The 22,340-nt window shown below is 63.1% G+C and carries 24 protein-coding genes; 18 read left to right on the top strand and 6 right to left on the bottom strand.

The features are described 5' to 3' along the window. Positions 1–83 precede the first annotated feature (83 nt). Entirely contained in the window at positions 84–1,646 is a 1,563-nt protein-coding gene (mmsA, locus tag V1279_RS10390) for a multiple monosaccharide ABC transporter ATP-binding protein (protein ID WP_334434996.1), read from the top strand. Next, entirely contained in the window at positions 1,643–2,824 is a 1,182-nt protein-coding gene (gene mmsB / locus V1279_RS10395; RefSeq protein WP_334434999.1) for a multiple monosaccharide ABC transporter permease, read from the top strand. Before mmsA ends, mmsB begins: the two co-directional genes overlap by 4 nt. Positions 2,825–2,833: 9 nt before the next feature. On the opposite strand, the gene kdgD is transcribed toward mmsB, so the two are convergent. Both kdgD and V1279_RS10405 read right to left on the bottom strand, forming a co-directional pair. Continuing rightward, positions 2,834–3,784: a 5-dehydro-4-deoxyglucarate dehydratase gene (gene kdgD / locus V1279_RS10400; RefSeq protein WP_334435002.1), complete on the bottom strand. Its 951-nt coding sequence runs from the start codon at positions 3,782–3,784 to the stop codon at positions 2,834–2,836. 63 nt (positions 3,785–3,847) lie between these two features. Further along, the gene (locus tag V1279_RS10405) at positions 3,848–4,774 is read right to left on the bottom strand and encodes a LysR substrate-binding domain-containing protein (protein WP_334435005.1); all 927 of its coding nucleotides are present in this window, start codon (positions 4,772–4,774) and stop codon (positions 3,848–3,850) included. A gap of 232 nt (positions 4,775–5,006) precedes the next feature. Here V1279_RS10405 and V1279_RS10410 point away from each other — a divergent pair, with 232 nt between their 5' ends. The 3 genes from V1279_RS10410 to V1279_RS10420 all read left to right on the top strand — a co-directional run bounded on the left by V1279_RS10410 (position 5,007) and on the right by V1279_RS10420 (position 8,059). After that, the gene (locus V1279_RS10410) at positions 5,007–5,987 is read left to right on the top strand and encodes a Bug family tripartite tricarboxylate transporter substrate binding protein (RefSeq protein WP_334435008.1); all 981 of its coding nucleotides are present in this window, start codon (positions 5,007–5,009) and stop codon (positions 5,985–5,987) included. Between the two features lie 10 nt (positions 5,988–5,997). Further along, positions 5,998–6,447: a tripartite tricarboxylate transporter TctB family protein gene (locus V1279_RS10415; RefSeq protein ID WP_334435011.1), complete on the top strand. Its 450-nt coding sequence runs from the start codon at positions 5,998–6,000 to the stop codon at positions 6,445–6,447. A gap of 112 nt (positions 6,448–6,559) precedes the next feature. Then, complete coding sequence (locus V1279_RS10420) at positions 6,560–8,059, top strand: tripartite tricarboxylate transporter permease (protein ID WP_334435013.1); 1,500 nt, start codon at positions 6,560–6,562, stop codon at positions 8,057–8,059. 12 nt (positions 8,060–8,071) lie between these two features. Here V1279_RS10420 and V1279_RS10425 read toward each other — a convergent pair whose 3' ends face one another. From V1279_RS10425 to V1279_RS10435, 3 genes are read right to left on the bottom strand one after another with little or no spacing between them, the layout of a single operon-like run. Beyond that, positions 8,072–8,770 (bottom strand): DUF1045 domain-containing protein, encoded by a 699-nt coding sequence (locus V1279_RS10425; RefSeq protein WP_334435015.1) that lies wholly within the window; start codon positions 8,768–8,770, stop codon positions 8,072–8,074. A gap of 20 nt (positions 8,771–8,790) precedes the next feature. Continuing rightward, the gene (locus V1279_RS10430) at positions 8,791–9,984 is read right to left on the bottom strand and encodes an alpha-D-ribose 1-methylphosphonate 5-triphosphate diphosphatase (protein ID WP_334435017.1); all 1,194 of its coding nucleotides are present in this window, start codon (positions 9,982–9,984) and stop codon (positions 8,791–8,793) included. Next, entirely contained in the window at positions 9,981–10,646 is a 666-nt protein-coding gene (locus tag V1279_RS10435) for a transferase hexapeptide repeat family protein (RefSeq protein WP_334435019.1), read from the bottom strand. The genes V1279_RS10430 and V1279_RS10435 overlap by 4 nt, the downstream gene beginning before the upstream one ends. Before the next feature lie 189 nt (positions 10,647–10,835). Between V1279_RS10435 and phnC the strand changes: the two genes are divergently transcribed. The 4 genes from phnC to phnE (V1279_RS10455) all read left to right on the top strand — a co-directional run bounded on the left by phnC (position 10,836) and on the right by phnE (V1279_RS10455) (position 14,442). After that, on the top strand, positions 10,836–11,651 hold the full coding sequence (gene phnC, locus V1279_RS10440; RefSeq protein WP_334435021.1) for a phosphonate ABC transporter ATP-binding protein: 816 nt from the start codon (positions 10,836–10,838) through the stop codon (positions 11,649–11,651). Positions 11,652–11,726: 75 nt separating this feature from the next. Further along, a complete protein-coding gene (gene phnD / locus V1279_RS10445; protein ID WP_334435023.1) occupies positions 11,727–12,635 on the top strand; it encodes a phosphonate ABC transporter substrate-binding protein in 909 nt (302 codons plus the stop codon). A 68-nt stretch (positions 12,636–12,703) separates the two neighbouring features. Further along, positions 12,704–13,591, top strand: a complete 888-nt coding sequence (phnE, locus tag V1279_RS10450) for a phosphonate ABC transporter, permease protein PhnE (protein ID WP_334435026.1) — start codon at positions 12,704–12,706, stop codon at positions 13,589–13,591. Next, positions 13,588–14,442, top strand: a complete 855-nt coding sequence (gene phnE, locus V1279_RS10455; protein WP_334435028.1) for a phosphonate ABC transporter, permease protein PhnE — start codon at positions 13,588–13,590, stop codon at positions 14,440–14,442. Before phnE (V1279_RS10450) ends, phnE (V1279_RS10455) begins: the two co-directional genes overlap by 4 nt. Positions 14,443–14,457: 15 nt before the next feature. Here phnE (V1279_RS10455) and phnF read toward each other — a convergent pair whose 3' ends face one another. Continuing rightward, a complete protein-coding gene (phnF, locus tag V1279_RS10460; protein WP_334435030.1) occupies positions 14,458–15,186 on the bottom strand; it encodes a phosphonate metabolism transcriptional regulator PhnF in 729 nt (242 codons plus the stop codon). A 173-nt stretch (positions 15,187–15,359) separates the two neighbouring features. Between phnF and phnG the strand changes: the two genes are divergently transcribed. Genes phnG through V1279_RS10505 form a run of 9 tightly spaced genes read left to right on the top strand, consistent with a single transcriptional unit; the run spans position 15,360 to position 22,255 of the window. Continuing rightward, positions 15,360–15,773: a phosphonate C-P lyase system protein PhnG gene (gene phnG / locus V1279_RS10465; RefSeq protein WP_334446315.1), complete on the top strand. Its 414-nt coding sequence runs from the start codon at positions 15,360–15,362 to the stop codon at positions 15,771–15,773. Between the two features lies 1 nt (position 15,774). After that, positions 15,775–16,380 carry a phosphonate C-P lyase system protein PhnH gene (gene phnH, locus V1279_RS10470; RefSeq protein WP_334435033.1) on the top strand — a complete coding sequence of 202 codons (606 nt, stop codon included), beginning with the start codon at positions 15,775–15,777 and terminating at the stop codon, positions 16,378–16,380. 2 nt (positions 16,381–16,382) lie between these two features. After that, entirely contained in the window at positions 16,383–17,486 is a 1,104-nt protein-coding gene (locus tag V1279_RS10475) for a carbon-phosphorus lyase complex subunit PhnI (RefSeq protein WP_334435036.1), read from the top strand. Continuing rightward, positions 17,483–18,367, top strand: a complete 885-nt coding sequence (locus tag V1279_RS10480; RefSeq protein WP_334435039.1) for an alpha-D-ribose 1-methylphosphonate 5-phosphate C-P-lyase PhnJ — start codon at positions 17,483–17,485, stop codon at positions 18,365–18,367. Before V1279_RS10475 ends, V1279_RS10480 begins: the two co-directional genes overlap by 4 nt. Continuing rightward, on the top strand, positions 18,360–19,160 hold the full coding sequence (phnK, locus tag V1279_RS10485) for a phosphonate C-P lyase system protein PhnK (RefSeq protein ID WP_334435041.1): 801 nt from the start codon (positions 18,360–18,362) through the stop codon (positions 19,158–19,160). The genes V1279_RS10480 and phnK overlap by 8 nt, the downstream gene beginning before the upstream one ends. A gap of 8 nt (positions 19,161–19,168) precedes the next feature. Continuing rightward, complete coding sequence (gene phnL / locus V1279_RS10490; protein WP_334435043.1) at positions 19,169–19,867, top strand: phosphonate C-P lyase system protein PhnL; 699 nt, start codon at positions 19,169–19,171, stop codon at positions 19,865–19,867. Positions 19,868–19,882: 15 nt separating this feature from the next. Further along, the gene (locus V1279_RS10495; protein ID WP_334435046.1) at positions 19,883–21,034 is read left to right on the top strand and encodes an alpha-D-ribose 1-methylphosphonate 5-triphosphate diphosphatase; all 1,152 of its coding nucleotides are present in this window, start codon (positions 19,883–19,885) and stop codon (positions 21,032–21,034) included. Then, on the top strand, positions 21,031–21,630 hold the full coding sequence (gene phnN / locus V1279_RS10500; RefSeq protein WP_334435049.1) for a phosphonate metabolism protein/1,5-bisphosphokinase (PRPP-forming) PhnN: 600 nt from the start codon (positions 21,031–21,033) through the stop codon (positions 21,628–21,630). The genes V1279_RS10495 and phnN overlap by 4 nt, the downstream gene beginning before the upstream one ends. 13 nt (positions 21,631–21,643) lie before the next feature. Beyond that, a complete protein-coding gene (locus V1279_RS10505; RefSeq protein ID WP_334435051.1) occupies positions 21,644–22,255 on the top strand; it encodes a pyridoxamine 5'-phosphate oxidase family protein in 612 nt (203 codons plus the stop codon). Positions 22,256–22,340: the final 85 nt, after the last annotated feature.

Here is a 22,340-nt window from a genome sequence, read left to right on the forward strand (position 1 = left end):
CGGCGGCGCCGGTGACGACCGGCGCCGCCACCTGCGTGTATCCTGCCGTTGCGGGACGGATAGATCATGGACGTGATAGCGCGATGACTGCAATTCTCGAAATGCGCGGCGTTAGCAAGAGCTTTGCTGGGGTTCAGGCCCTGCGCGATGTCAACTTCACGGTGGAGGCGGGCCAGATCCATGCGCTGGTCGGCGAGAACGGCGCCGGCAAGTCGACCCTGATGAAGGTTCTCAGCGGCGTCTACCCCTATGGCGATTACGAAGGCAGCATCATCTTCGACGGTGAGGAGCGGCGCTTTCGCGACGTCAATGATTCCGAGGCGCTGGGCATCATCATCATCCATCAGGAGCTGGCGCTGATTCCGCTGATGTCGATCGCGGAGAACATCTTCCTGTCGCATCCGCCCTCGCGCCTTGGCGTGATCGACCGCGACACGGTCTACCGCCGGACCCAGGAATTGCTCGGCCAGGTCGGCCTCACCGAGATGCCCGATACGCTGGTGACCGATCTTGGCGTCGGCAAGCAGCAATTGGTGGAAATTGCCAAGGCCTTGTCCAAGCGGGTGCGACTATTGATCCTCGACGAGCCGACCGCCAGTCTGAACGAGAACGACAGCGCTGCGCTCCTGGATCGCCTGCTTGCATTCCGCGCGCAAGGCATCGCCTCGATCCTGATCTCGCACAAATTGTCGGAGGTCGCGCGCGTCGCCGACCGGATCACGGTGCTGCGCGACGGCCGCACCGTCGACAGCATCGATTGCCGGGCTGAGCCGGTGGAAGAGGACCGGATTATCCGCAGCATGGTCGATCGCGACCTTGCCCATCGCTTTCCGCAACGCACCGCCACGATCGGCGCACCGGTGTTCGCCGTGCAGGACTGGACGGTGCATCATCCGCAGCACAGGGATCGCCTGACAATCAAGGGCGTGGATTTCGAGGTCCGGCGCGGAGAGGTGGTCGGGATCGCGGGGCTGATGGGCGCCGGCCGCACCGAATTCGCCATGAGCCTGTTCGGCCGCGCCTGGGGGGACCGGATCAGCGGACGCATCTGGCTCGATGGAAGGGAAGTCAACCTGTCGAGCGTGGCGGCGGCAATCGATGCTGGCCTCGCTTACGTCACCGAGGATCGCAAGCAACTCGGCCTGATTCTGGACAGCGACGTCCGCAAGAACATCACGCTGGCAAGCCTCGGCCGCGTGGCGCGCCAAGGCATGATCGATGACATGTCCGAATTGCGCGTTGCGAGCGATTACCGCAATCGGATGCGGATCAGGTGTTCCGACGTCTATCAGGAGACCGGCCAGCTCTCCGGCGGCAATCAGCAGAAGGTGGTGCTGTCGAAATGGCTGATGACCGATCCGAAAGTACTAATCCTCGACGAGCCTACGCGCGGCATCGATGTCGGGGCAAAATACGAAATCTATTGTATCATCAACGAGCTTGCCGAGGCCGGCAAGGGGGTGGTGATGATCTCGTCGGAAATGCCGGAACTGCTCGGCGTCTGCGACCGCATCTGCGTGATGAATGACGGCGCCTTCGTCGGAGAATTCGCCGCCGCCGAGGCCACGCAGGAAAGGATCATGCGCGCCATCATGCGCAACAAGGAAATCGACAAGAAGGTACTTCAGGGAGATTTGCGGCCATGACCGACAAGGCGGTTGCGCTGCCCGGGCACACCGGTTTCATCAAGAACAATTTGCGCAATTACGGCATGCTGCTGTCGCTGTTTGCGATCATGCTGTTCTTCCAGGTCATGACCGATGGCACGCTGCTGCAGCCACTCAACCTGACCAATCTGGTGCTGCAGAACAGCTACATCGTGATCATGGCGCTCGGCATGCTGCTGATCATCGTCACCGGCCATATCGACCTGTCGGTCGGCTCGGTCGCGGGCTTCGTCGGCGCCGTCGCCGCGGTGCTGATGGTGCGCTATCACATTGCCTATCCGCTCGCCTTCGTCGCCTGCCTGCTCGTCGGCGCGGCGATCGGCGCCGCACAGGGCTATTGGGTTGCATACTTCAAGATTCCGTCCTTTATCGTGACGCTGGCCGGCATGCTGGTGTTCAAGGGGCTTGCGCTCGCCATCCTGGCGGGCCAGTCGGTCGGACCGTTTCCGCCGACCTTCCAGAAACTGTCCTCCGGCTTCATCCCGGAACTGTTTCCCGGCGCCGGCACGCTCTATCCCACCTCGCTGTTGATTGGTGCCGTGTTGGCGGTGGCGCTGCTCTATACCAGCGCGAAGGGCCGGGCACGGCAGGCGTCGCACGGCATCGAAGTCGAGCCCTTTGGCTTCTTCGTCGCCAAGAGCGCGGTGCTGTTCGCCGTGATCGTGTTCTTCGCCGGCCTGATCGCCTCGCATCGCGGCCTGCCCAACGTGCTGGTGATCATGACGGCGCTGATCGCGCTCTATGGCTTCGTCACCACCCGCACGGTGATTGGCCGCCACATCTACGCCATCGGCGGCAACGCCAGGGCCGCGAGCCTGTCCGGCATCAAGACCGAACGGCTGACGTTTCTGACCTTCGTCAATATGGGGGTGCTGGCCGCATTGGCCGGCCTCGTGTTCGCCGCGCGGCTCAATACCGCGACGCCGAAGGCCGGCGCCGGCTTCGAGCTCGACGTCATCGCGGCCTGTTTCATCGGCGGCGCGTCGGCCTATGGCGGTGTCGGCAGGGTCGGCGGCGCGGTGATCGGGGCCATGATCATGGGAGTCATGAACAACGGCATGTCCATCCTTGGCATCGGCATCGACTACCAGCAGGTGATCAAAGGGCTGGTGCTGCTCGGCGCCGTCTGCCTCGATGTCTATAACCAGCGACGATAGGGCGGCTGGCTAGGCGGCCGCCGGTTCGCGCTTTGCGAACTCGCACGTATCGAGACGCGCGATGAGCGTCGCCAGTTCCTCGGTCTCGGCCGGCGTCAGGTCCGTCAGGGGTGAACGGACATGACCGCTGTCACGGCCGATCACCTTCATGCCGGCCTTGATCATCGAGACGGCATAGCCGCGCTTGCGATTGCGGATCGCGATCAAGGGAAGGATGAAGTCGCGCAGTCCCGCCTGCACCGTCTCGCGGTCGCGACGGCGCACGGCCGCGTAAAACTTGGTCGCGAACTGCGGGACAAAGTTGAATACCGCGGAGGAATAGGTGGTTACGCCCACTTCCAGATAAGGCAGTGCAAAGGTCTCGGCCGTGGGCAACCCGCCGATATAGGTCAGCCGGTCGCCCATGCGCAGATGGATGCGCGTCATCAGCTCGATGTCGCCGATGCCGTCCTTGTAGCCAACGAGGTTGGGACAGCGCTGGCACAGTCTCTCAAGCGTATCCTCGTTCACGATCGCGTTGTCACGGTTGTAGACGATGACGCCGAGCTTTGTGGCGTTGCACACCGCCTCGATATGGGCCGCCAGCCCTTCCTGTTCGGAGAAGACCAGATAGGGCGGCAGCAGCAGCACGCCGTCGGCGCCAGCCGCCTCGACCGCAATAGCGAGTTGCGTCGCCACCGCCGTACCGTGGCCGATCCCGGCGAGGACCGGCACGCGGCCCTTGGTCTCGCTCACGGCCGTTGCCACCACCTTCGCGACCTCGGCCGGGCTCAGCGAGAAGAATTCGCCGGTGCCGCCGGCGGCAAAGAGGCCCGCCACGTCATAGCCGCACAGCCAATCGAGATTGGAGCGGTAGCGGATCTCGTCGAACACGTTGTCGGGCCGAAACGGTGTGACGGGGAACGACAGCAGGCCATCGCCGATCCGGCTGGCCATCTCCTTGGGGGTCATCCTGCTCATGCTCTAATCCTTCAGCGGCTTACGCCGAAGGATTAATGCAAGATGGCTACGGACGGAGACCAATCACTGTATCGATCGATCCATTGATTGGATCGAGCCGGCCTGAGCGGCAAGGTTTCGCGCGACGCCGGCAATGACGGGAAGGAGCGGATTGTCGTTGTCGCCGCGCCAGACAAAGAACAACTCGGCCGGCCGCTGCCACTGCATCAGGACGGGACGCAGCACCACGCCGCTGAAATTCAGATTCAACGCGGCCTCGGGGACCAGCGCTACGCCGACACCGGAATGCACCATGGCGAGGATCGAATGGATCTGAGCGAGATGCTGCGTATAGTTCGGCGCCAGACTTGCGCGTGAAAACAGCTCGACCAGAAGATCGTGGAAATAGCGGGCTTCATAGGGCTCATACATGATGAAGGGCTCGCCCGCGAGATCCTCCAGACGCAACTGGGCCGCCTGCGCCAGCGGGTGGCCGCTCGGCAGTGCCGCGATCAGCGGCTCCGCCGTCACGCGGAAGGCGGCAAGATTGCCACGTGGAATCGGCGGGCGGAGCAGGCCGATATCGACCTCGCCGGAATCGAGCCGTTTGAGCTGGTCGCTGGAGACCATTTCTTTCAGCGATATCTCGATGTCGGGCAGTTCACGCCGGCAGGCGGCGACCAGCGCCGGCACGTAGCTGTAGGCGGAGGTCGCCGTGAAGCCGATATTGATCGATCCCGCCTTGCCGTTCGCCATCCGCCGGGCCAGCACGGCCGCGCTTTCCGCCAGCTTGAGGAGATGCCGCGCATCGGTCAGAAAACGCTGCCCCGCGGGCGTCAGCCTGACGGCCCGGTTGCTGCGTTCCAGCAGCGTCACATCGAGGACGCGTTCGAGAATCTGGATCTGGCGGCTGAGCGGCGGCTGCGTCATGTTCAGCCGCAGCGCCGCACGCCCGAAATGCAGTTCTTCTGCAACTGCAACGAAGCAGCGCAACTGGCTCAACTCAAACATGAAACCTGCATTTTCGACCTGAGACGGGCCCGGCCATCTGCCGGATGCCTTGCTTCTACAGGCTGAGACACGGCCGATCCATCCAAAAAAGGTATCGACCTATCCGCAGACTAGTTCATGGGCGACCCTGCCCATGACCTATCATTTCTCCCAACGCAGCCTCGAAGGCCTGCAGCCTGCCGGTGAAACGGCGGGATCGCGCTGAACTGCGCTTTGAAACGGAGGAAGAACGATGTCTATGCCATCTCTCGCCCGGGCGATCGCCGCCGCAGTCCTTTCGCTGAGTGCCCTGGCATCAAGCGGGGCCGAGGCCCAGAATTTCGAGCGGCCCGTGCGCCTGATCGTGCCTTTCGCTCCCGGTGGCACCTCGGACATTCTTGCCCGCCTGATCAGCCCGAAGCTATCCGCCGCCATCGGGCAGTCGGTCGTGGTCGAGAACAAACCCGGCGCGGCCGGCAATCTCGGGGCCGACGCCGTCGCCAAGGCGCAGCCTGACGGCCACACTTTGTTGCTGATGGATGTTGCCTCGCTTGCGACGGCGCCCAGCCTGTTTTCCGATCTCACGTTCGACGTTCAAAAGGACCTGGCGCCCATTTCCATGGTGATGTTCGGCCCCTACGTCCTGGCCGTCCATGAATCGGTCCCGGTGAAGTCGACGAAGGAACTGATCGACTACGCCAAGGCCAATCCGAACAAGCTCACCATCGCCAATTCAGGCGTCGGTGGCGCCACCCACATCACGGCCGTGGCGATGGCGAAGCAACTCGAAATTCAGTGGAAGAACATTCCCTACAAGGGCGGGGCGGCTGCCTCGCGCGCCGTCGTATCCGGCGAGAGCGGCGTGATCATCAACGGCGCTGCGGCAACGATGCCCTTCGTGGTGAACAAGCAGCTTGTCGGACTTGCCGTCACCGGCGAGCAGCGCATCGCGTCGGCTCCCGATCTGCCGACCTTCAAGGAGGCGGGCCTGCCCGGCGGCGATGCAGGGACCTGGCAGGGCATCCTGACCACCGGCGGCACGCCGCCGGCCATGGTTGCGAGATTGAATACCGAAATCCGCAAGATCCTGGAGATGCCCGAAATTCAGCAGAAGATCGCTGAGCAGGGCGGCGTCGTGAAGGCCCAATCGCCGGAGGAGTTCCGCAACTGGCTCAAGGATGCGACGGCCCGTTGGGGCACGATCATCCGCGAAGCCGGCATCAAGGGTAGCTGAGACTGGGCCGATGACGCGTTCCCGGATCGACCTGCAGGATCTGCTGTTCGGCCTGTTTCTGGTGGCGGTGTCGACGGGTACCCTCGTCGCCACGCGCAACCTGGTGATCGGCCACGCGGCCGATATGGGGCCGGGCTACATGCCTCGCGTTGTCGCGCTCGCGCTGATGGCCTTCGGTCTCTTCTTCAGCGGGCGCGGGCTTTGGCGCATGCAAGTCGGCATCGCGCCCGTTCAGTTGCGGCCGTTGCTTGCGATTCTGGCGTCTGTCGGCGTTTTCGCGCTGACGGCCGAGCGCCTCGGCCTCGCGATCGCCTCCGTCGCCGCTGTACTGCTCGCCAGCCTCGGCACGCGGGAAGGGCGGCTCGTCGAGACAGTGGCGTTTGCCGTCGTGCTTTCGGGTGCCGCGGTGCTTCTGTTCGTCAAGCTATTGGGCTTGCCGATCCCGATCTGGCCCCGCTAGCGCAGCACGATTGGCATGCGCGCCGTAACCTGACCTGTCCTGCATCACGATCGAGCTCGTCGCCGTCAACGGGCTCGCTTCTCCCGGTATCGCGCCCCGAAAGCAGACGCATATGGAACTTTTCGACAATCTGCTGATGGGTCTTTCGACGGCCCTTGAGCTCAACAACCTGATGTTCTGCCTGATCGGCGTGGTCATCGGCACCGCTATCGGCGTGCTGCCCGGCATCGGCCCGATTCCGACGGTGGCGTTGCTGTTGCCCTTCACCTTCGGCCTGTCGCCCCCCAGCGCCATGATCATGCTGGCCGGCATCTTCTACGGCGCGCAATATGGCGGCTCGACCACCGCCATCCTGGTCAATGTGCCGGGTGAGACGTCGTCGGTCGTCACCTGTATCGACGGTCACGAGATGGCCAAGCAGGGCAAGGCCGGAACTGCGCTCGCCATTGCAGCCATCGCCTCGTTCTTTGCCGGCACGATGGCGACGATCGTGATCGCGGTGCTCAGCGTGCCGTTGTCGATGCTGGCGCTCAAATTCACCGCGGTCGAATATTTCAGTCTCCTGGTGCTCGGCCTGATCGCCGCGGTCGTCCTCGCGCATGGTTCGGTCGCCAAATCACTGGCGATGGTGCTGCTAGGGCTGCTGCTCGGTCTCGTCGGGATCGATGTCAGCTCGGGCGTTGCGCGCATGACCTTCGGCATTCCCGCTCTGTCGGATGGCCTCGATTTCGTACCGATCGCGATGGGTCTCTTCGGGCTCGGCGAAATCATCGCCAATCTGGAGCGGCCGACCGAGCGCCGCGTCGTCAGCCAGTCGATCCGCAGCCTGATCCCGAGCCGGGAGGACCTGCGGGCCGCCTTTCCGGCCATGCTGCGCGGCACGGCGCTGGGCTCCGTGCTGGGGGTATTGCCTGGCGGTGGCGCCGCGCTGCCGCCGTTCTCCTCCTACGCGCTGGAGAAGAAGCTCGCGCGCGATCCCTCGCGCTTCGGCAAGGGCGCCATCGAGGGCGTCGCAGGGCCAGAGGCCGCCAACAATGCCGGCGCCCAGACCAGCTTCATTCCGCTGCTGACGCTCGGCATTCCCGCCAACGCCCTGATGGCGCTGATGATCGGCGCGCTGATGATGCAGGGCATCCAGCCCGGCCCGCAGATCATGACCGAGCAACCCAAGCTCGTCTGGGGCGTCATCGCCAGCATGTGGGTCGGCAATCTGATGCTGCTGGTGATCAACCTTCCGTTGATCGGCCTATGGGTCTCGATGCTGAAGATTCCCTATCGGCTGCTGTTTCCCGCCATCGTCCTGTTCTGCTGCATCGGCACCTATGGCATCGCCAACAGCCTGTTCAATGTCTGGTTGATGATGGGGTGCGCCCTGATCGGCTATTTCTTCATCAAGATCGGCGTCGAGCCGGCGCCGCTGCTGCTCGGCCTCGTGCTGGGCCCGCAGCTCGAGGAAAATTTTCGGCGCGCGATGCTGATCGCGGACGGCGATTTCACGGTCTTTCTGTCGCGGCCGATCAGCGCCGTCATCCTCGGCGTCGTCGCCATTTTGTTGCTGGCAATGCTGTCGCCGCAAATACTGAAAACGCGGAAAGAAGCGCTGGCGGAATGAGGGGCGGCAGCGTCAGTTCTGCAGTTGCCAGCGGCCAATGACCCGAAACCGCGAATTTGGATTGTCCTGACGGCACAGGGCAATCGCGTCGATCGCGAGCGGACCGATGCCCGTCGCTGCAAACCTGCTGCGCAGCATCGCCACAACCTGCTCGCGCCGTTCTGCGGGAAGCCGCCCCGTCAGCGTCATGTGGAAGCGAAATTCTTCAAAGACGTAAGGGTAGCCCCAGCGGTCGAGATAGTCGCGCTGCCGCGGGGCCAGCGCCGCCGGATTTCGCCGCGCACGGTCTTCCGGGCTAAGGGGGGCGCGGAACGAATCGAATGCCTTGGTCGCGTCGGCGGCGAGCACTTCGAGCTCTGCCGACGGTTCGGCTGGAATCACCGCGATAAAGCCGCTGATCGAATCGACGACCGGTTGGATCACCGGCACAGGCCGGGCCAGATCGGCGAACAACTCGCATGCTGCGGCAAGCCGCGCTTCGGCTTTGCCGTCGGCCAGCGTCATCGGCGCTTTCAGCGTGGCATGAAAGCCGTATTTGCGGGGATCCAGCGTCAGGTCGCGCCAGTCCGGGATCGTCTGCATGACGCCGTCCGGAAAGGGCAGTTCGTCGCCGCCATAGGCGTCGTAACCGAGCAACGACGCGCCGAACCGGTCGAGCGCGCTGCCGGGTGCGGCAGTGTAATAGATTGCGTAACGGGGATAGTTTGCCATCTCACCAGAATAGGGGCGCCTTACGCGGCTGCAACTGCCTTGCGTGGAGCGATGGACGAACGGACGAGACGGTGTGCCTCGGTCAGATGCACCAGACGCCCCGCAGCAACGACCGCGACGATTCGTGGCCGCAACGGCACCGTGTCATCGACGAGAATGATGTCGGCGCGCTGTCCCGCGGCGAGCAAGCCACGATCGGCGAGGCCGGCGGCGCGCGCCGGCGCCGACGAGATCAATTGCCATGCGGCGGCCAGCGGCAGCACGCCGTCGGCCGTGAGACGAAACGCCGCCAGCAGCGGCGCCGGATAATAATAGTCGGACGCCAGCACCGAACACAGGCCCTTGGCGATCATGTCGGAGGCCCTGGTCCAGCCGGTGTGGCTGCCGCCGCGCACGACATTGGGCGCGCCGAACACGATGAAGTCGGAGGCTTCAGCGGCGTCGCGGGCGGTCTCCTCGTTGACCGGAAATTCGGCGATGGCAACGCCCTGCGCACGAAAGGCCTGCCGCATCGCCGGGCTTTCGTCGTCGTGCGAGAGCATCCGGACGCCCGCGGCGCGCGCTGCCTGTGCCAGCCGGGCGATCGAAGCCGGCACGTCGTCGCTGCGGGTGACCACGCTTTGCACCAGGCGGTCGAATGCCTCGTTGGCGAGCCCCGTGCGCTCGACCATTCGGCTGCGCTTTTGCGGTTTGGCGAGGCTGGCGACGGTCGAGTCCATGTGGTCGTTGAATGCGAACAGGTCGACGCGGCCTTCCGACAGCCAGTCGATGATTTCGCTTTCCGCGTCGAGATTGTAGGTCTCGTGGCGCAAATGGAAGCGGGTGTCGGCGGCGAGCTGCGGCCGCATCTGCTCGATCGCCTCCAGCAACTTCCGTGCATTGTCCGCGCTGCGCAGGCCAGGCTCCCACGACCAGGTCGTGGCGTGATAGACCGTCGTGATGCCGTTGCTGACCGCGTGCCGGTCACTGTCGATTAGCGCCACGTCGATCGGAAAGTCGACGCCGGGGCGCGGCATCATCTGTCGTTCGAAGGCATCGCCATGCAGATCGACTATGCCCGGCAGCACAAGCAAACCGCTGGCATCTATGCCGGGTGAGCCATGGCTGTTGTCCGTACCCACGGCGACGATTTCGCGGCCGGCAATCCGCAACGTGGTTTCGAGGATCTCGTGGCCGAGCAGGGTCCGGCCACCTTCGATGAACAGTTCGGTCACGATGCTGCACTCTGGTTGAAACGCGGTTGGCTCGAGCCGGTGGCGGCTTCGTACTTCTCGAGAAAGCCCTCGACATCGAGCTTGCGGAAATCGGGCAGGGCGCGGCGAAGCATCTCATGGTCCCAGTCCCACCATGCAAGTTCCGCAAGGCGCCCGGCAATGGATTCGGGAAACCGTCGCCTGATCGGCCGGGCCGGGTTGCCTGCAACGATCGTGTAGGCGGGGACGTCCTTGGTCACGATGGCGCCGGCAGCGACCACAGCGCCGGTGCCGACCGAGCGGCCGGGCAGGATGACCGCGCCGTGGCCGATCCAGACGTCATGGCCGATATGGACGCGATGCCCGCGCCGCCATGCAAAGAATTCGGCGTCGTCGCTCTCGCCCGGAAAATAGCTGCTGGCGCGGTAAGTGAAATGCGCCTGCGAGGCGCGGTGCATTGGATGATTGCCCGGGTTGATTCGCGTCATCGCCGCGATCGAACAGAATTTCCCTGTTGTCGTGTAGGTGATCTGCGAGTCGTTCACGACGTAGGAATAATCCGCCATCGTGACCTCGAGCAGGATGGTCCGGGCGCCGACCTCAGTGTAAGCGCCAAGCTGGCAGTCGTGCACCGACGCAGTGGGATCGACGGCCGGTTCAGTGGAAAGCATCTTGCCGGCCATCGGTAGCGTCCATCAGCAATCGAGGAAGATCATCGGCGTCTGCCCGTCTTCGATGCGCTTGATGACAGGATCATGACGGTCACGTGACGTCCACGGCTGTGGACGAACGCCGCACCGCAGCACTCGTGTCACACAACTGTAAGATCGAGCCGTTAGCGATGCTCCACGACCGGAACTCTGGAGCAGTGCATGCTGGTGGTAGAAGGTTTGACGTGCCGGTTCGGCACCAAAGCCGCAGTGGACAACGCGTCATTCTCGATCGCGCCCGGCAGCTTCGTCGGCGTGATCGGCCGCTCCGGCGCCGGCAAGTCGACGCTGCTTCGGATGATCAACCGCCTCGCTGAACCTTCCGAAGGGCGCATCCTGTTCGAAGGCGTCGACGTGACCGCGCTGCGCGGCAAGGATTTGCGGCAGTGGCGTGCAAGGTCGGCGATGATCTTTCAGCAGTTCAATCTGGTGGGAAGGCTCGACGTGCTGACCAATGTGCTGATGGGGCGGCTTTCAACAGTGCCGACATGGCGGTCGCTGGCGCAGCTCTGGCCCGAAGAGGACAAGGCAATTGCGATGTCGGCGCTCGAGCAATTCGACATGGCCTCGATTGCGGCGCAGCGCGCCGACCAGCTCTCGGGCGGCCAGCAGCAGCGCGTCGCGATTGCGCGTGCGCTGGTTCAGCAGCCTGCAATGATACTTGCCGACGAGCCGATCGCCTCGCTCGATCCCCGCAACACCCGGATCGTGATGGATGCGCTGCTGAGGATCAACAAGCACTTCGGGATCACGGTGGTCTGCAATCTTCATTCGCTGGATCTGGCGCGCAGCTACTGCGACCGCCTGATCGGCATGGCTTCGGGGCGAATCGTATTCGACGGCGCGCCCGCGGCGTTGACCGATCGCATTGCGCGCGAACTCTACGATCTCGAGGCAGATGAGGTGATGGGCGTTGCGCCTGAGCATGTGCCGGCCAGCGCGGCGATTCCTGTTCTCGGCACGGTTGCCGCAGCCTGAGTGCTGCGTCTGTAAATCAAGAGTGGCGCGGGACTGAAATCCCGCAAGCTTCATCACTGCGAAACAGGAGACGTCATGATAGATCGTCGTATGATTTTCGCCGCTGCGGCGGCGTTGGCATTCTCAGCCTCGGCTGCCACGGCTCAGGACTGGAAGGCAAAATATCCTGAATTGGTGTTCGCAAAAGTTCCCGATGAGAATGCCTCGGGCACCACCGATAGGTGGACACCTCTGACGCAGTATCTGTCGCGCGAACTCGGCACAAAAGTCACGCTGCGAATCGCCAACGATTATGCCGCGGTTATCGAAGGTCAGCGGTCAGGCAACATCCATATAGCGATGTTCGGTCCGTCGGCTTACGCGCGCGCTTACATCATCGGTGCGAAGGTTGAGCCGTTCGCGATCGAAGTGAATGGGGACGGAACCAAGGGCTATTATTCGGTTCTCTATGTCAAAAGCGATTCGAGCTACAAGGACATCAAGGACCTGAAGGGGAAGAATCTCTGCCTTGTCGATCCCAATTCAACGTCAGGCAACAACGTGCCGCGTTTCGCGATGGACAAGATGGGCATCGACCCGGAAAAGTTTTTCTCCAAGGTGGTCTACTCGGGAAGCCATGAAAACGCGGTGATCGGACTTGCGCAAGGTACTTGTGATGCGGCGTTCAACTGGTGGAACGACGAGAAGGAGTCGAACCTGCTCCGAATGGAACGCAAGGGCATGGCGAAGGCGGCCGATTTCAAGATCATCATGAAGTCCGAACAGATTGTGAATTCGCCCATGGCGTATCTCGCCTCCCTGCCTGCCGACCTCAAGGCGGCGATCAAGAAGGCAGTGCTGGAAATTGCGGTGAAGGACAAGGCCGCTTTCGACAAGATCTACGAGGGCAAGCAGTTGCCCTTCGTCGAGGTTGATCACAAGGCCTATGAGGCTGTGATCGATCTGACCAAGTTTGTCGACAGCATCCGCAAGCAGAAATCCTGAACGGAGCTGCGGGTCCAGATGGATCGGGCAGATCGCGAGATCTGCCCATTCTCTTGCCTGAACATCCCATGCGAACAGCAGTCCCCGAATTCCCGGAAGCCAGGCTGCAAGAGCTTGCCGATCGCTATGAAGCTGCAGTTGCCGCCAAGCGGCGGCGCGTATGGCTGGGTTTGGCGGTCCTGATCGCCGCGGCGATTGCCGCTGGCTGGATGGGCGATGTCAACTTTGGGAACTTCGTCGAGAATTTCTGGCGCTTTCCGGCCTATTTTGTCAGCATCGCCCCTAAGTTTTCGTTCTCGACTGCGTGGGTTGATCTCACGGAGTGGCTTTGGGGACTGCCCCGCTGGACGCAGCTCCTCGGAGACACGTTGCTGATCGCGTATATGGGAACCCTCACGGGAGCGATATGCGGATTCGTTCTCTGCTTCCTTGCATCGGCCAATCTCGTCAGGTCGCGTGCCACCGTTTTTGTCACGCGGCGCGTTCTCGAACTTTGCAGGACCGTGCCGGAGATCGTCTTTGCCTTGATTTTCGTGCTGGCGTTTGGTCTGGGGCCGCTGCCGGGCGTTCTCGCCATCGCAATCCATACCACCGGAGCGCTGGGCAAGCAGTTCGCCGAAGTTGTTGAGAATATCGATAACAAACCGATCGAGGGGGTGGCGGCAAGCGGAGGAAGCTGGCTTCAGATTGTCCGGTTTGGCGCAGTGCCTCAGGTTCTCTCGAACTTCGTAAGCTATGCCCTGCTGAGATTTGAGATTAACGTGCGCGGCGCGGCCGTGATGGGCTTTGTCGGCGCCGGCGGGATCGGCCAGGATTTGATCGAGGCCGTTCGCAAGTTCTATTACACCGATGTCAGTGCCATCCTTTTGCTCATTGTCGTCACCGTCATGTTGATCGACTTTATCACGGAGCGGGTGCGCCACCGCCTTCTCGGGCTGGAGGGCTCCGCTGCATGAATTCTTTCAGTTTTGAAAGCCGGGCCGGCATCGTCGAACGTCACCCGGACCTTTTCCGGCCGGATTGGTGGCATCGTGGAAAAATCGCAATAGGCGTTGGCGGGGCGGTTGCGCTTTTTCTGTTCGGGATCGTCCAACTCGACATTCCCTTTCACCGGCTCTCCGAGGGAATGGTCAGGCTGGGTGAATTCGTTCGGCTGATGTTGCCGCCTAATCCTGGTTCCTGGGCGGAAGTATTGAAATATCTGCATGCGCTCGGAGAGACGGTTTCGATCGCATTTCTCGGCACGCTGGGCGGGGCGCTGCTCGCGTTACCGGTATCCCTGCTGGCGGCGCGCAATGTGGTTGCAAACTGGATCGTCCACCTTTTGACACGCCGCAGCCTCGATACCATCCGTGGCGTCGATACCTTGATCTGGGCCCTCATCTGGGTTGGCGTCGTGGGGTTGGGCCCGTTTGCAGGTATCCTTGCGGTGATCTGCAGCGATTTTGGGACTTTTGGGAAGTTATTCTCGGAAGCGATCGAGGCTGCCGACAAGAACCCCGCTGAAGGCGTCCGATCATCGGGCGGCAACCATCTCCATAGCGTCCGGTTCGGATTGCTGCCGCAGGTCTTTCCGATCTTGTTAAGTCAGGTGCTATACTATTTTGAATCGAATACGCGGTCGGCGACGATTATCGGAATCGTCGGAGCAGGCGGGATTGGACTTCAGCTTGCCGAACAAATCCGGGTGCTGGAATGGCAAAAGGTTTCGTTTCTGATTTTGCTTATCCTGATGGCGGTATCGGCAATTGACTGGATCTCGGGCAAACTGCGTTTCGCGATCATCGGCAACCGGGCAATCTCATGATGTCTCGCTGCTAGACTAGCCACTCTCGACCAAAAACTCGACGCGCTCCGCAGCAAAGCGCGAGCGCTTGGTCACCAATGGTTTGCCGTCGGTATCGACGTCGGTGCTGTCGACCACCAGAATTGGGCGTCCGAGCGTAAGGTCCAGCCGGGTGGCGTCGATGGCCTCGACGATACCGGCGGTGATCCGCGTCGACGCGCGGCGAAAATCCCGGATGCCGTAATGCGCCAGCAATTTCGTCATCGAGCGCACATTGGCGAACACTTTTCCGGCGTCGGGGAAGCGCCCTGCTGAAAGCCACGTGGTGCTCACGCAGATCGGCGCGCGGTCGGCAAGCCGTACGGATTCGATCCGGATCAGGGGCGCTCCGGTCTTCAATCCAAGCTCCCGCGCCAGCTCGCGCGTGGCTTCTTCCTCGGCCGAATCGATGAATTGGCCGCGCGGCTCCCGGCCGCCGGCTCCGACGATTTCGGAAAACCGCGTCCGTGAGCGCAGCGGATAGGCGAGGCGCCGGGTCTCGACATAGGTGCCGCTGCCGCGCTCGGCGCGCACCAGGCCGCGCTCGGCGAGTGTGGCGAGCGCCCGGCGCACGGTGTGGCGGTTGACCCGATAGGTCTCGGCGATCTCGATCTCGCCCGGCAATTTTTCGCCGGCAGCAAAGCGGCCGTCGGCAATGCCGCGCTCGATGCCGTCGGCGACCTGCCGCCACAACGCGACGCCGGAGGGCGTGTCCTGAACGCTCATGGAACGAAATGGCGCATCGGCAAAAATCACCTCATTGTCACGAATCTGTCATGGCGCTTCGTTATCAAGTTGTCTATTATCATAGACAACTTGATTCCGGCAAGGCCGATATGATGGCGAGTAACGAAAGTCTGGCAGACGAAAACGGCGGGCAGGCGCGGCGCAAGGCCGTGATGGCGGTGCTGGCTCATTCCGCAACGGCTGACATCGCCGGGCACCTCGCGACGGTGGCGTTGCCAGTGCACGAAGACCTGCGGGAGCCCGAAAATGGGCTCGTCATGGTGCGCGGCCGCGTCGGCGGTGACGGTGCGCCGTTCAATCTCGGCGAGGCGACGGTGTCGCGTGCCGCCGTGCGGCTGTCGACCGGCGAGGTCGGCTTCGGCTACACGCTGGGCCGCGACCGGGAGAAGGCCAGGCTGATCGCGCTGTGCGATGCCATGGTGCAATCGGAAAAATTCGTTGGCGCGATCGAAGGCCAGGTCGTCGCGCCGTTGCGTGCGGCGATGATCGAAGGGCGAAACCGCAAGGCAGCCGAGGCGGCGGCAACACGGGTCGATTTCTACACACTGGTACGGGGTGAGGGTTGACATGACGAGCGTTGCCGAACTGCCCGCAGGATTTGCCGACAAGGTGTTGTCGGCACAATCGGTCTTCCGGTCCGTGATGGATGCGATGGCCCGTCCCGGCAGCGTTCAGCGTATCGCGCCTGCGGCTGGCACGCCGGCTGCGATGATGCGCGGCACGGCCGCTATAGCGCTGACCCTGTTCGATCACGATACGCCGGTCTGGCTGGATTCGCGGATGTCAGCGACGCCGGATGCCGCCAAATGGCTCAAATTCCACACCAGCGCGCCAGTTATTACGGACTCGTCGATCGCCAGTTTTGCGCTGATAGGCGGCGCCGAAAGCCTTCCGGCACTGGATCGCTTCGCGTTCGGCAGCAATGAATATCCGGACCGTTCGACGACGCTGATCCTGCAGGTCGAAAGCCTGACGGATGGCCCCGTTGTCGAGCTGCAGGGCCCCGGCATCGACGGCGCGGCAGCGCTTCGTGCTTCAATCCAGCCGCAGGATCTGTTCGAGCGGTTGGCCATAAATGCCGCGTTGTTTCCGCGCGGCATCGACGTCGTGCTGGTCCATGATGACGCCATTGTCGCAATACCACGCACGACGCGGCTCGTGAGAGGAGGCTGACCATGTATGTTGCCGTCAAGGGTGGCGAACGCGCCATCGAGAACGCCCATCGTCTTCTGGCGCATGAGCGGCGCGGCGACCGCGATGTTCCCGAAGTATCGCTGGCCCAGATCTCCGAGCAGCTTTCGCTTGGGGTCGATCGCGTCATGACCGAAGGCTCGCTATATGACCGCGAACTCGCGGCGCTCGCCATCAAGCAGGCGCGCGGCGACCTGATCGAGGCGATCTTTCTGGTGCGCGCATTCCGCGCCACGCTGCCGCGCTTTGGCGCGACCGAGCCGGTCGATACGGGTGCGATGCAGGTGCGCCGCCGGATTTCCTCGACCTTCAAGGATATTCCGGGTGGGCAAATTCTTGGTCCCACCTTCGACTACACCCATCGCCTGCTGGATCCGCAACTCGCCGATGGATTCGCTCCCGATACGCCTGCGACCGGTGAGGTGTCCACAGGCGCGACCCCACGCGTAACCGATATTCTTGGCCGCGATGGCCTGATCGAGCCGTCGCCTGTCGCGGATGCTAGCGCTCCCATCGGTGACTTGACGCGCGAGCCGCTCAGTTTTCCGGCGGATCGCGATCTGCGCCTGCAAAACCTGGCGCGCGCCGATGAGGGCTTTCTGCTGGCGCTCGGATACTCCTCGCAGCGCGGCTATGGCCGCAACCATCCCTTTGCCGGCGAGATCAGGTTCGGCGAGGTGGAGGTGGAATTCGTGGCCGAGGACGCCGGCTTTGCCGTTCCGCTCGGTTCGATTGCGCTGACGGAATGCCAGATGGTCAACCAGTTCAAGGGATCGGCGACAGAAGCGCCGTGTTTTACGCGCGGCTATGGTCTGGCCTTCGGACAAAGCGAGCGCAAGACCATGTCGATGGCGCTGGTCGATCGCAGCCTGCGCGCCCGCGAGCTCGGCGAGGAAGTTGTCGCGCCGGCCCAGGACGAGGAATTCGTGATGTCGCATTCGGACAATGTGCAGGCGACCGGCTTCGTCGAGCATCTCAAGCTGCCGCATTACGTCGATTTCCAGTCCGAACTCGGCCTGTTGCGAAAGCTGCGCAAGGAATTCGTCGAGGCGAACGAGACGCCGCCGATGCGGGAGGCCGCCGAATGAACGCGCCAGCTTACAATTTCGCCTATCTCGACGAGCAGACAAAACGGATGATCCGCCGCGCGATCCTGAAAGCGATCGCGATTCCCGGCTATCAAGTGCCGTTCGCCAGCCGCGAGATGCCGATGCCTTATGGCTGGGGCACCGGCGGTGTGCAGGTGACGGCGGCAATCCTCGGCCCTGATGACGTGCTGAAGGTGATCGACCAGGGTTCGGACGACACCACCAACGCGATCTCGATTCGGAAATTCTTCGGCAAGACGGCCGGCGTCGCGACCACTACGTTTACGACGGATGCCACTGTGATCCAGACCCGGCACCGGATTCCGGAAGCGCCGCTGCATGCCGGGCAGGTGCTGGTCTATCAGGTGCCGATCCCCGAGCCGCTGCGGTTCCTGGAGCCGCGCGAGACCGAGACGCGGCGCATGCATGCGCTCGGCGAATACGGCCTGATGCACGTCAAGCTGTACGAGGACATTGCGCGCTTTGGCCATATCGCGACCTCCTATGCGTATCCGGTGAAGGTAAATGCGCGCTATGTGATGGACCCGTCGCCGACGCCGAAGTTCGACAATCCGAAGATGGATAATTGTCCGGCGCTGCAACTGTTCGGCGCCGGCCGCGAAAAGCGCATCTACGCGATCCCGCCGCACACCGACGTGGTCTCGCTCGACTTCGAGGATCACCCGTTCACGCGCTACCGGTTCGACGCGCCCTGCGCGCTGTGCGGCGCCAGCGATTCCTATCTTGACGAAATCGTCACCGACGACAAGGGCGGGCGGATGTTCGTCTGTTCCGACACCGACTATTGCGAGCAGCGTCAGCAGGCCGGCCATCGCGGCAGCGAGAGCGCCGCGCCGCACAAGGAGAGGGCACATGTTTGAGCCCGGCAATCTCGTGCAGGACGACCAGCCGCTTCTGGTCGCCGATCACCTCGGCAAGACCTATGGCCGGTTGACTGCCTGCCGTGACGTATCCTTTGCGCTCTATCCCGGCGAGGTGCTGGCAATCGTCGGCGAGTCCGGATCGGGAAAGTCCACGCTGCTGCAACTGTTGTCCGCGCAGCTCACGCCGACTGGTGGGTGCGTGTCATACCGGATGCGGGATGGCGTGTTGCGCGACCTCGCAAGCCTTGGCGAAGCCGAGCGGCGCTTTCTGTTCCGCACCGACTGGGGCTATGTGCACCAGGATCCCGCGCAGGGCCTGCGGATGGCGGTCTCGGCCGGGGCCAATGTCGGCGAACGGCTGATGGCGGTGGGTTGGAATCACTACGGGCGCATCCGCGATATGGCCTCGTCCTGGCTGGAGCGCGTCGAGATCGATACCGCCCGCATCGACGACGCGCCGCGGACCTATTCCGGCGGCATGCGGCAGCGGCTGCAGATTGCGCGCAATCTGGTCACCGAGCCGCGCCTGGTATTCATGGACGAGCCGACCGGCGGGCTCGACGTATCGGTGCAGGCGCGGCTGCTCGATCTGATGCGCAATCTGGTCAGTGAACTCGGCCTTGCCGCCATCGCCGTCACCCATGATCTCGCGGTGGCGCGGCTATTGTCGCATCGCGTGATGGTGATGAAGGGCGGCCGCGTCATCGAAACCGGGTTGACCGACCAGGTGCTCGACGACCCCCGCGAGCCCTATACCCAATTGCTCGTCTCTTCGATCCTGCCGGCATGAGTGCGCCAATGACTGCGATGATCGACATCACAAATGCCGAAAAGACCTTCACCATGCATCTGCAGGGTGGTGTCGAGCTGCCGGTGGTGCGCGGCGTGTCGTTTCAGGTCGAGCCAGGGGAATGCGTGGTGCTGTCGGGCCCATCAGGCGCCGGCAAATCCTCGATCCTGAAAATGATCTTTGGCAATTACCGCTGCGATGGCGGCCGGATCGGCATCCGGCACCGAGGCGTGGCGATCGATCTTGCCACTGCCGAGCCGCGGCAGGTGCTCAGCGTACGCCGCTCGACTATCGGATATGTCAGCCAGTTCTTGCGTGCGGTGCCGCGGGTCGCCACCATCGACGTGGTGGCGGAGCCCCTGATTGCGAACGGATCCGCACGCGTGGAAGCCCGCGAGCAGGCGGGCGCGCTGCTGCGCCGTCTCAACATTCCCGAGCGGCTATGGGCACTGCCGCCGTCGACATTTTCCGGCGGCGAGCAGCAGCGGGTCAACATTGCGCGCGGGTTCATTTCCGATCTGCCCATTCTGCTGCTGGATGAACCGACCGCCTCGCTCGATGCGGCCAATCGCGCTGTCGTCGTCGAGCTGATCGGGCAGAAGAAGCGACAGGGCGTCGCGATGGTGGCGATCGTCCATGACGACGAGATACGCCATCTGATCGCCGACCGCATCGTCGATGTGACGTCATTTGCCGCCGCGGCCTGAAGGAAGAGATGTGAGATGACAAGGCAAGAAACTGTTCTCGGCAACGCCCGCGTTGTGCTGGCCGATCGCGTGATCGAACGCGGCTGGGTCGCTTTCGCCGACGGCCGCATCGCCGAGTTCGGCGAGGGAAGCGCGCCGGCAGGCAGCGAAGACGCCGGCGGCGATCTTATCATGCCCGGCCTGATCGAGTTGCACACCGACCATCTCGAAATGCACTATGTACCGCGCCCGAAAGTATTCTGGGATCCGATCGCGGCGGTAGTTTCCTATGACGGGCAGTTGGCCACGTCGGGCATCACCACCGTGCTGGATTCGCTGCGGGTCTGGCGCGAGGACGGCGCCGAGGAGGTTGACGGCAGGGCAGGCGTGCTCGCGGAAGCGATCACATCCGCGCGCGACGCGAACCTGCTCCGTGCCGATCACTTCCTGCACCTGCGCTGCGAAATCCCGATGCCAAGCGTGGTCGAGGAAGCCAAAGAGCTGATCGACCGGCCGGACGTGCGGCTGATGTCGCTGATGGACCACACGCCGGGCCAGCGCCAGTTCCGCGACGAGGTCAAGCTGCGCGACTACTACCGCGGCAAGGGCGGCGGCAAGACCGACGCCGAGCTCGATGCGCTGTTCGAGAAGCGCTTCCATTATCAGAAGACGTATGCCGCGACCAACATGCGCGAAATCGTGGCCCTTGCGCATCAATATGAAATCCCGCTCGCCAGCCACGATGATACCACCGAGGAAAATGTCGCTGACGCGATAAAGGATCGGGTTTCGGTGGCGGAATTCCCGACCACGATGGAAGCCGCGCGCGGGCTGCATCAGGCCGGCATCGGCATCCTGATGGGCGCGCCGAACGTGGTCCGGGGCGGCTCGCACTCCGGCAACATCGCCGCCATCGATCTCGCCCGCGAGGGGCTTCTGGATATCCTGTCGTCCGACTACATCCCCTCGAGCCTGTTGATGGCCGCGCTGCAATTGTCGCAGCATGTTCCGGCGATCAATCTAGCCTCCGCCGTCCGCACCGTCACCAAGACCCCTGCTGAAGCCGTGGGCCTTGCCGACCGGGGTGAGATTGCAGCCGGCAAGCGGGCCGATTTGATCCGGGTGCATGTCGCCCGCGACATTCCGGTGGTGCGTAGCGTCTGGCGGGAAGGGCGGCGTGTGGCATGACGGAGACGCTGACGACCACAACAGCAGATCAGACCGCTGCAATCGGGCCGGGCCGGTTGGTGCTCGTGGTCGGTCCGAGCGGTGCCGGCAAGGATACGCTGCTTGGTGTTGCCAAGGCAGCCTGTGCTGATGATGGCAACGTCGTATTTCCACGCCGCGTGATTACGCGCGAGGCGTCGGCATCGGAGGAAAACGAAGAGGTCAGCGTCGGCACGTTTCATGAGGCGTTGACGCGTGGCGAATATGCCATGCATTGGGAAGCTCACGGCCATTGTTACGCGCTGCCGCGCGCGATCGACGACGAAATCCGCGCCGGACGCACCATCGTCGCCAACGTATCGCGCACCGTGATTGGCCTAACGCGCCGCACCTATGCCGATGTACTGGTGGTTTTGATCACCGCGCCGCCAAACGTCCTGGCTGAACGGATTGCGATGCGCGCACGAAGCAGCGACGGCATGGTCGAAAACCGCCTGCGCCGCACGGTCGAGGACGCCTCGGCGGCGCCCGACGCTACCATCGTCAACACCGGCAGCGCGGAATACCATGCCCGCCGGCTCGTCCGCGTCATCAAGGGCGAGAAGTGGGACGACTGACAGGAGACCGGAAATGACCGTTGTCGCAACCATCGAGCAGCTCGAGGCCATCTATGGCTTTCCCAACGATGCCTCGACGGTCAAGGTCGCGGACCGGATCACGCCGGCCTATCGGGCGTTGATGGACAAGTCGCCGTTCGCAGCGCTTGCGACCTGCGGGCCGGAGGGGCTGGACTGCTCGCCGCGCGGCGACCTGCCGGGTTTCGTTCGTACCCACGACGAGAAGACGCTGATGATGCCCGATCGCCGCGGCAACAACCGGTGCGACTCGCTGCGCAACATCGTGCGCGATCCCCGGGTGGCGCTGTTGTTTCTCATTCCGGGCTCCGGCAGTACGCTGCGCATCAACGGCCGCGCGCAAGTCTCGGCCGATCCGGAGCTGCTCGCGTCATTCAAGATGGAGGGCAAGGCGCCGCGCACCGTTATCGTCATGACGGTGGAGGAGGTTTACTTCCAGTGCGCGCGCGCCATCGTGCGCTCAGATCTCTGGAATCCCGACAAGCGTGTCGATCCGAGAGGCTTGCCGACGCCCGGCCAGATTCTTGCCGAGATGAGCGACAACACCGTCGGCGGCGAGAAATACGATCGGGAATGGCCGGAACGCGCGCGGCAGACGATGTGGTGACGCGCTGATATCGTATCGCGATCGGGCAGCGGGCAAACGGCAAGCAATCCAGAACGATCGACGCGAGCACCTTAAAGCCGACAAT

Origin of the sequence: Bradyrhizobium sp. AZCC 1610, assembly GCF_036924515.1 — a bacterium.
Classification (GTDB): Bacteria; Pseudomonadota; Alphaproteobacteria; order Rhizobiales; family Xanthobacteraceae; genus Bradyrhizobium.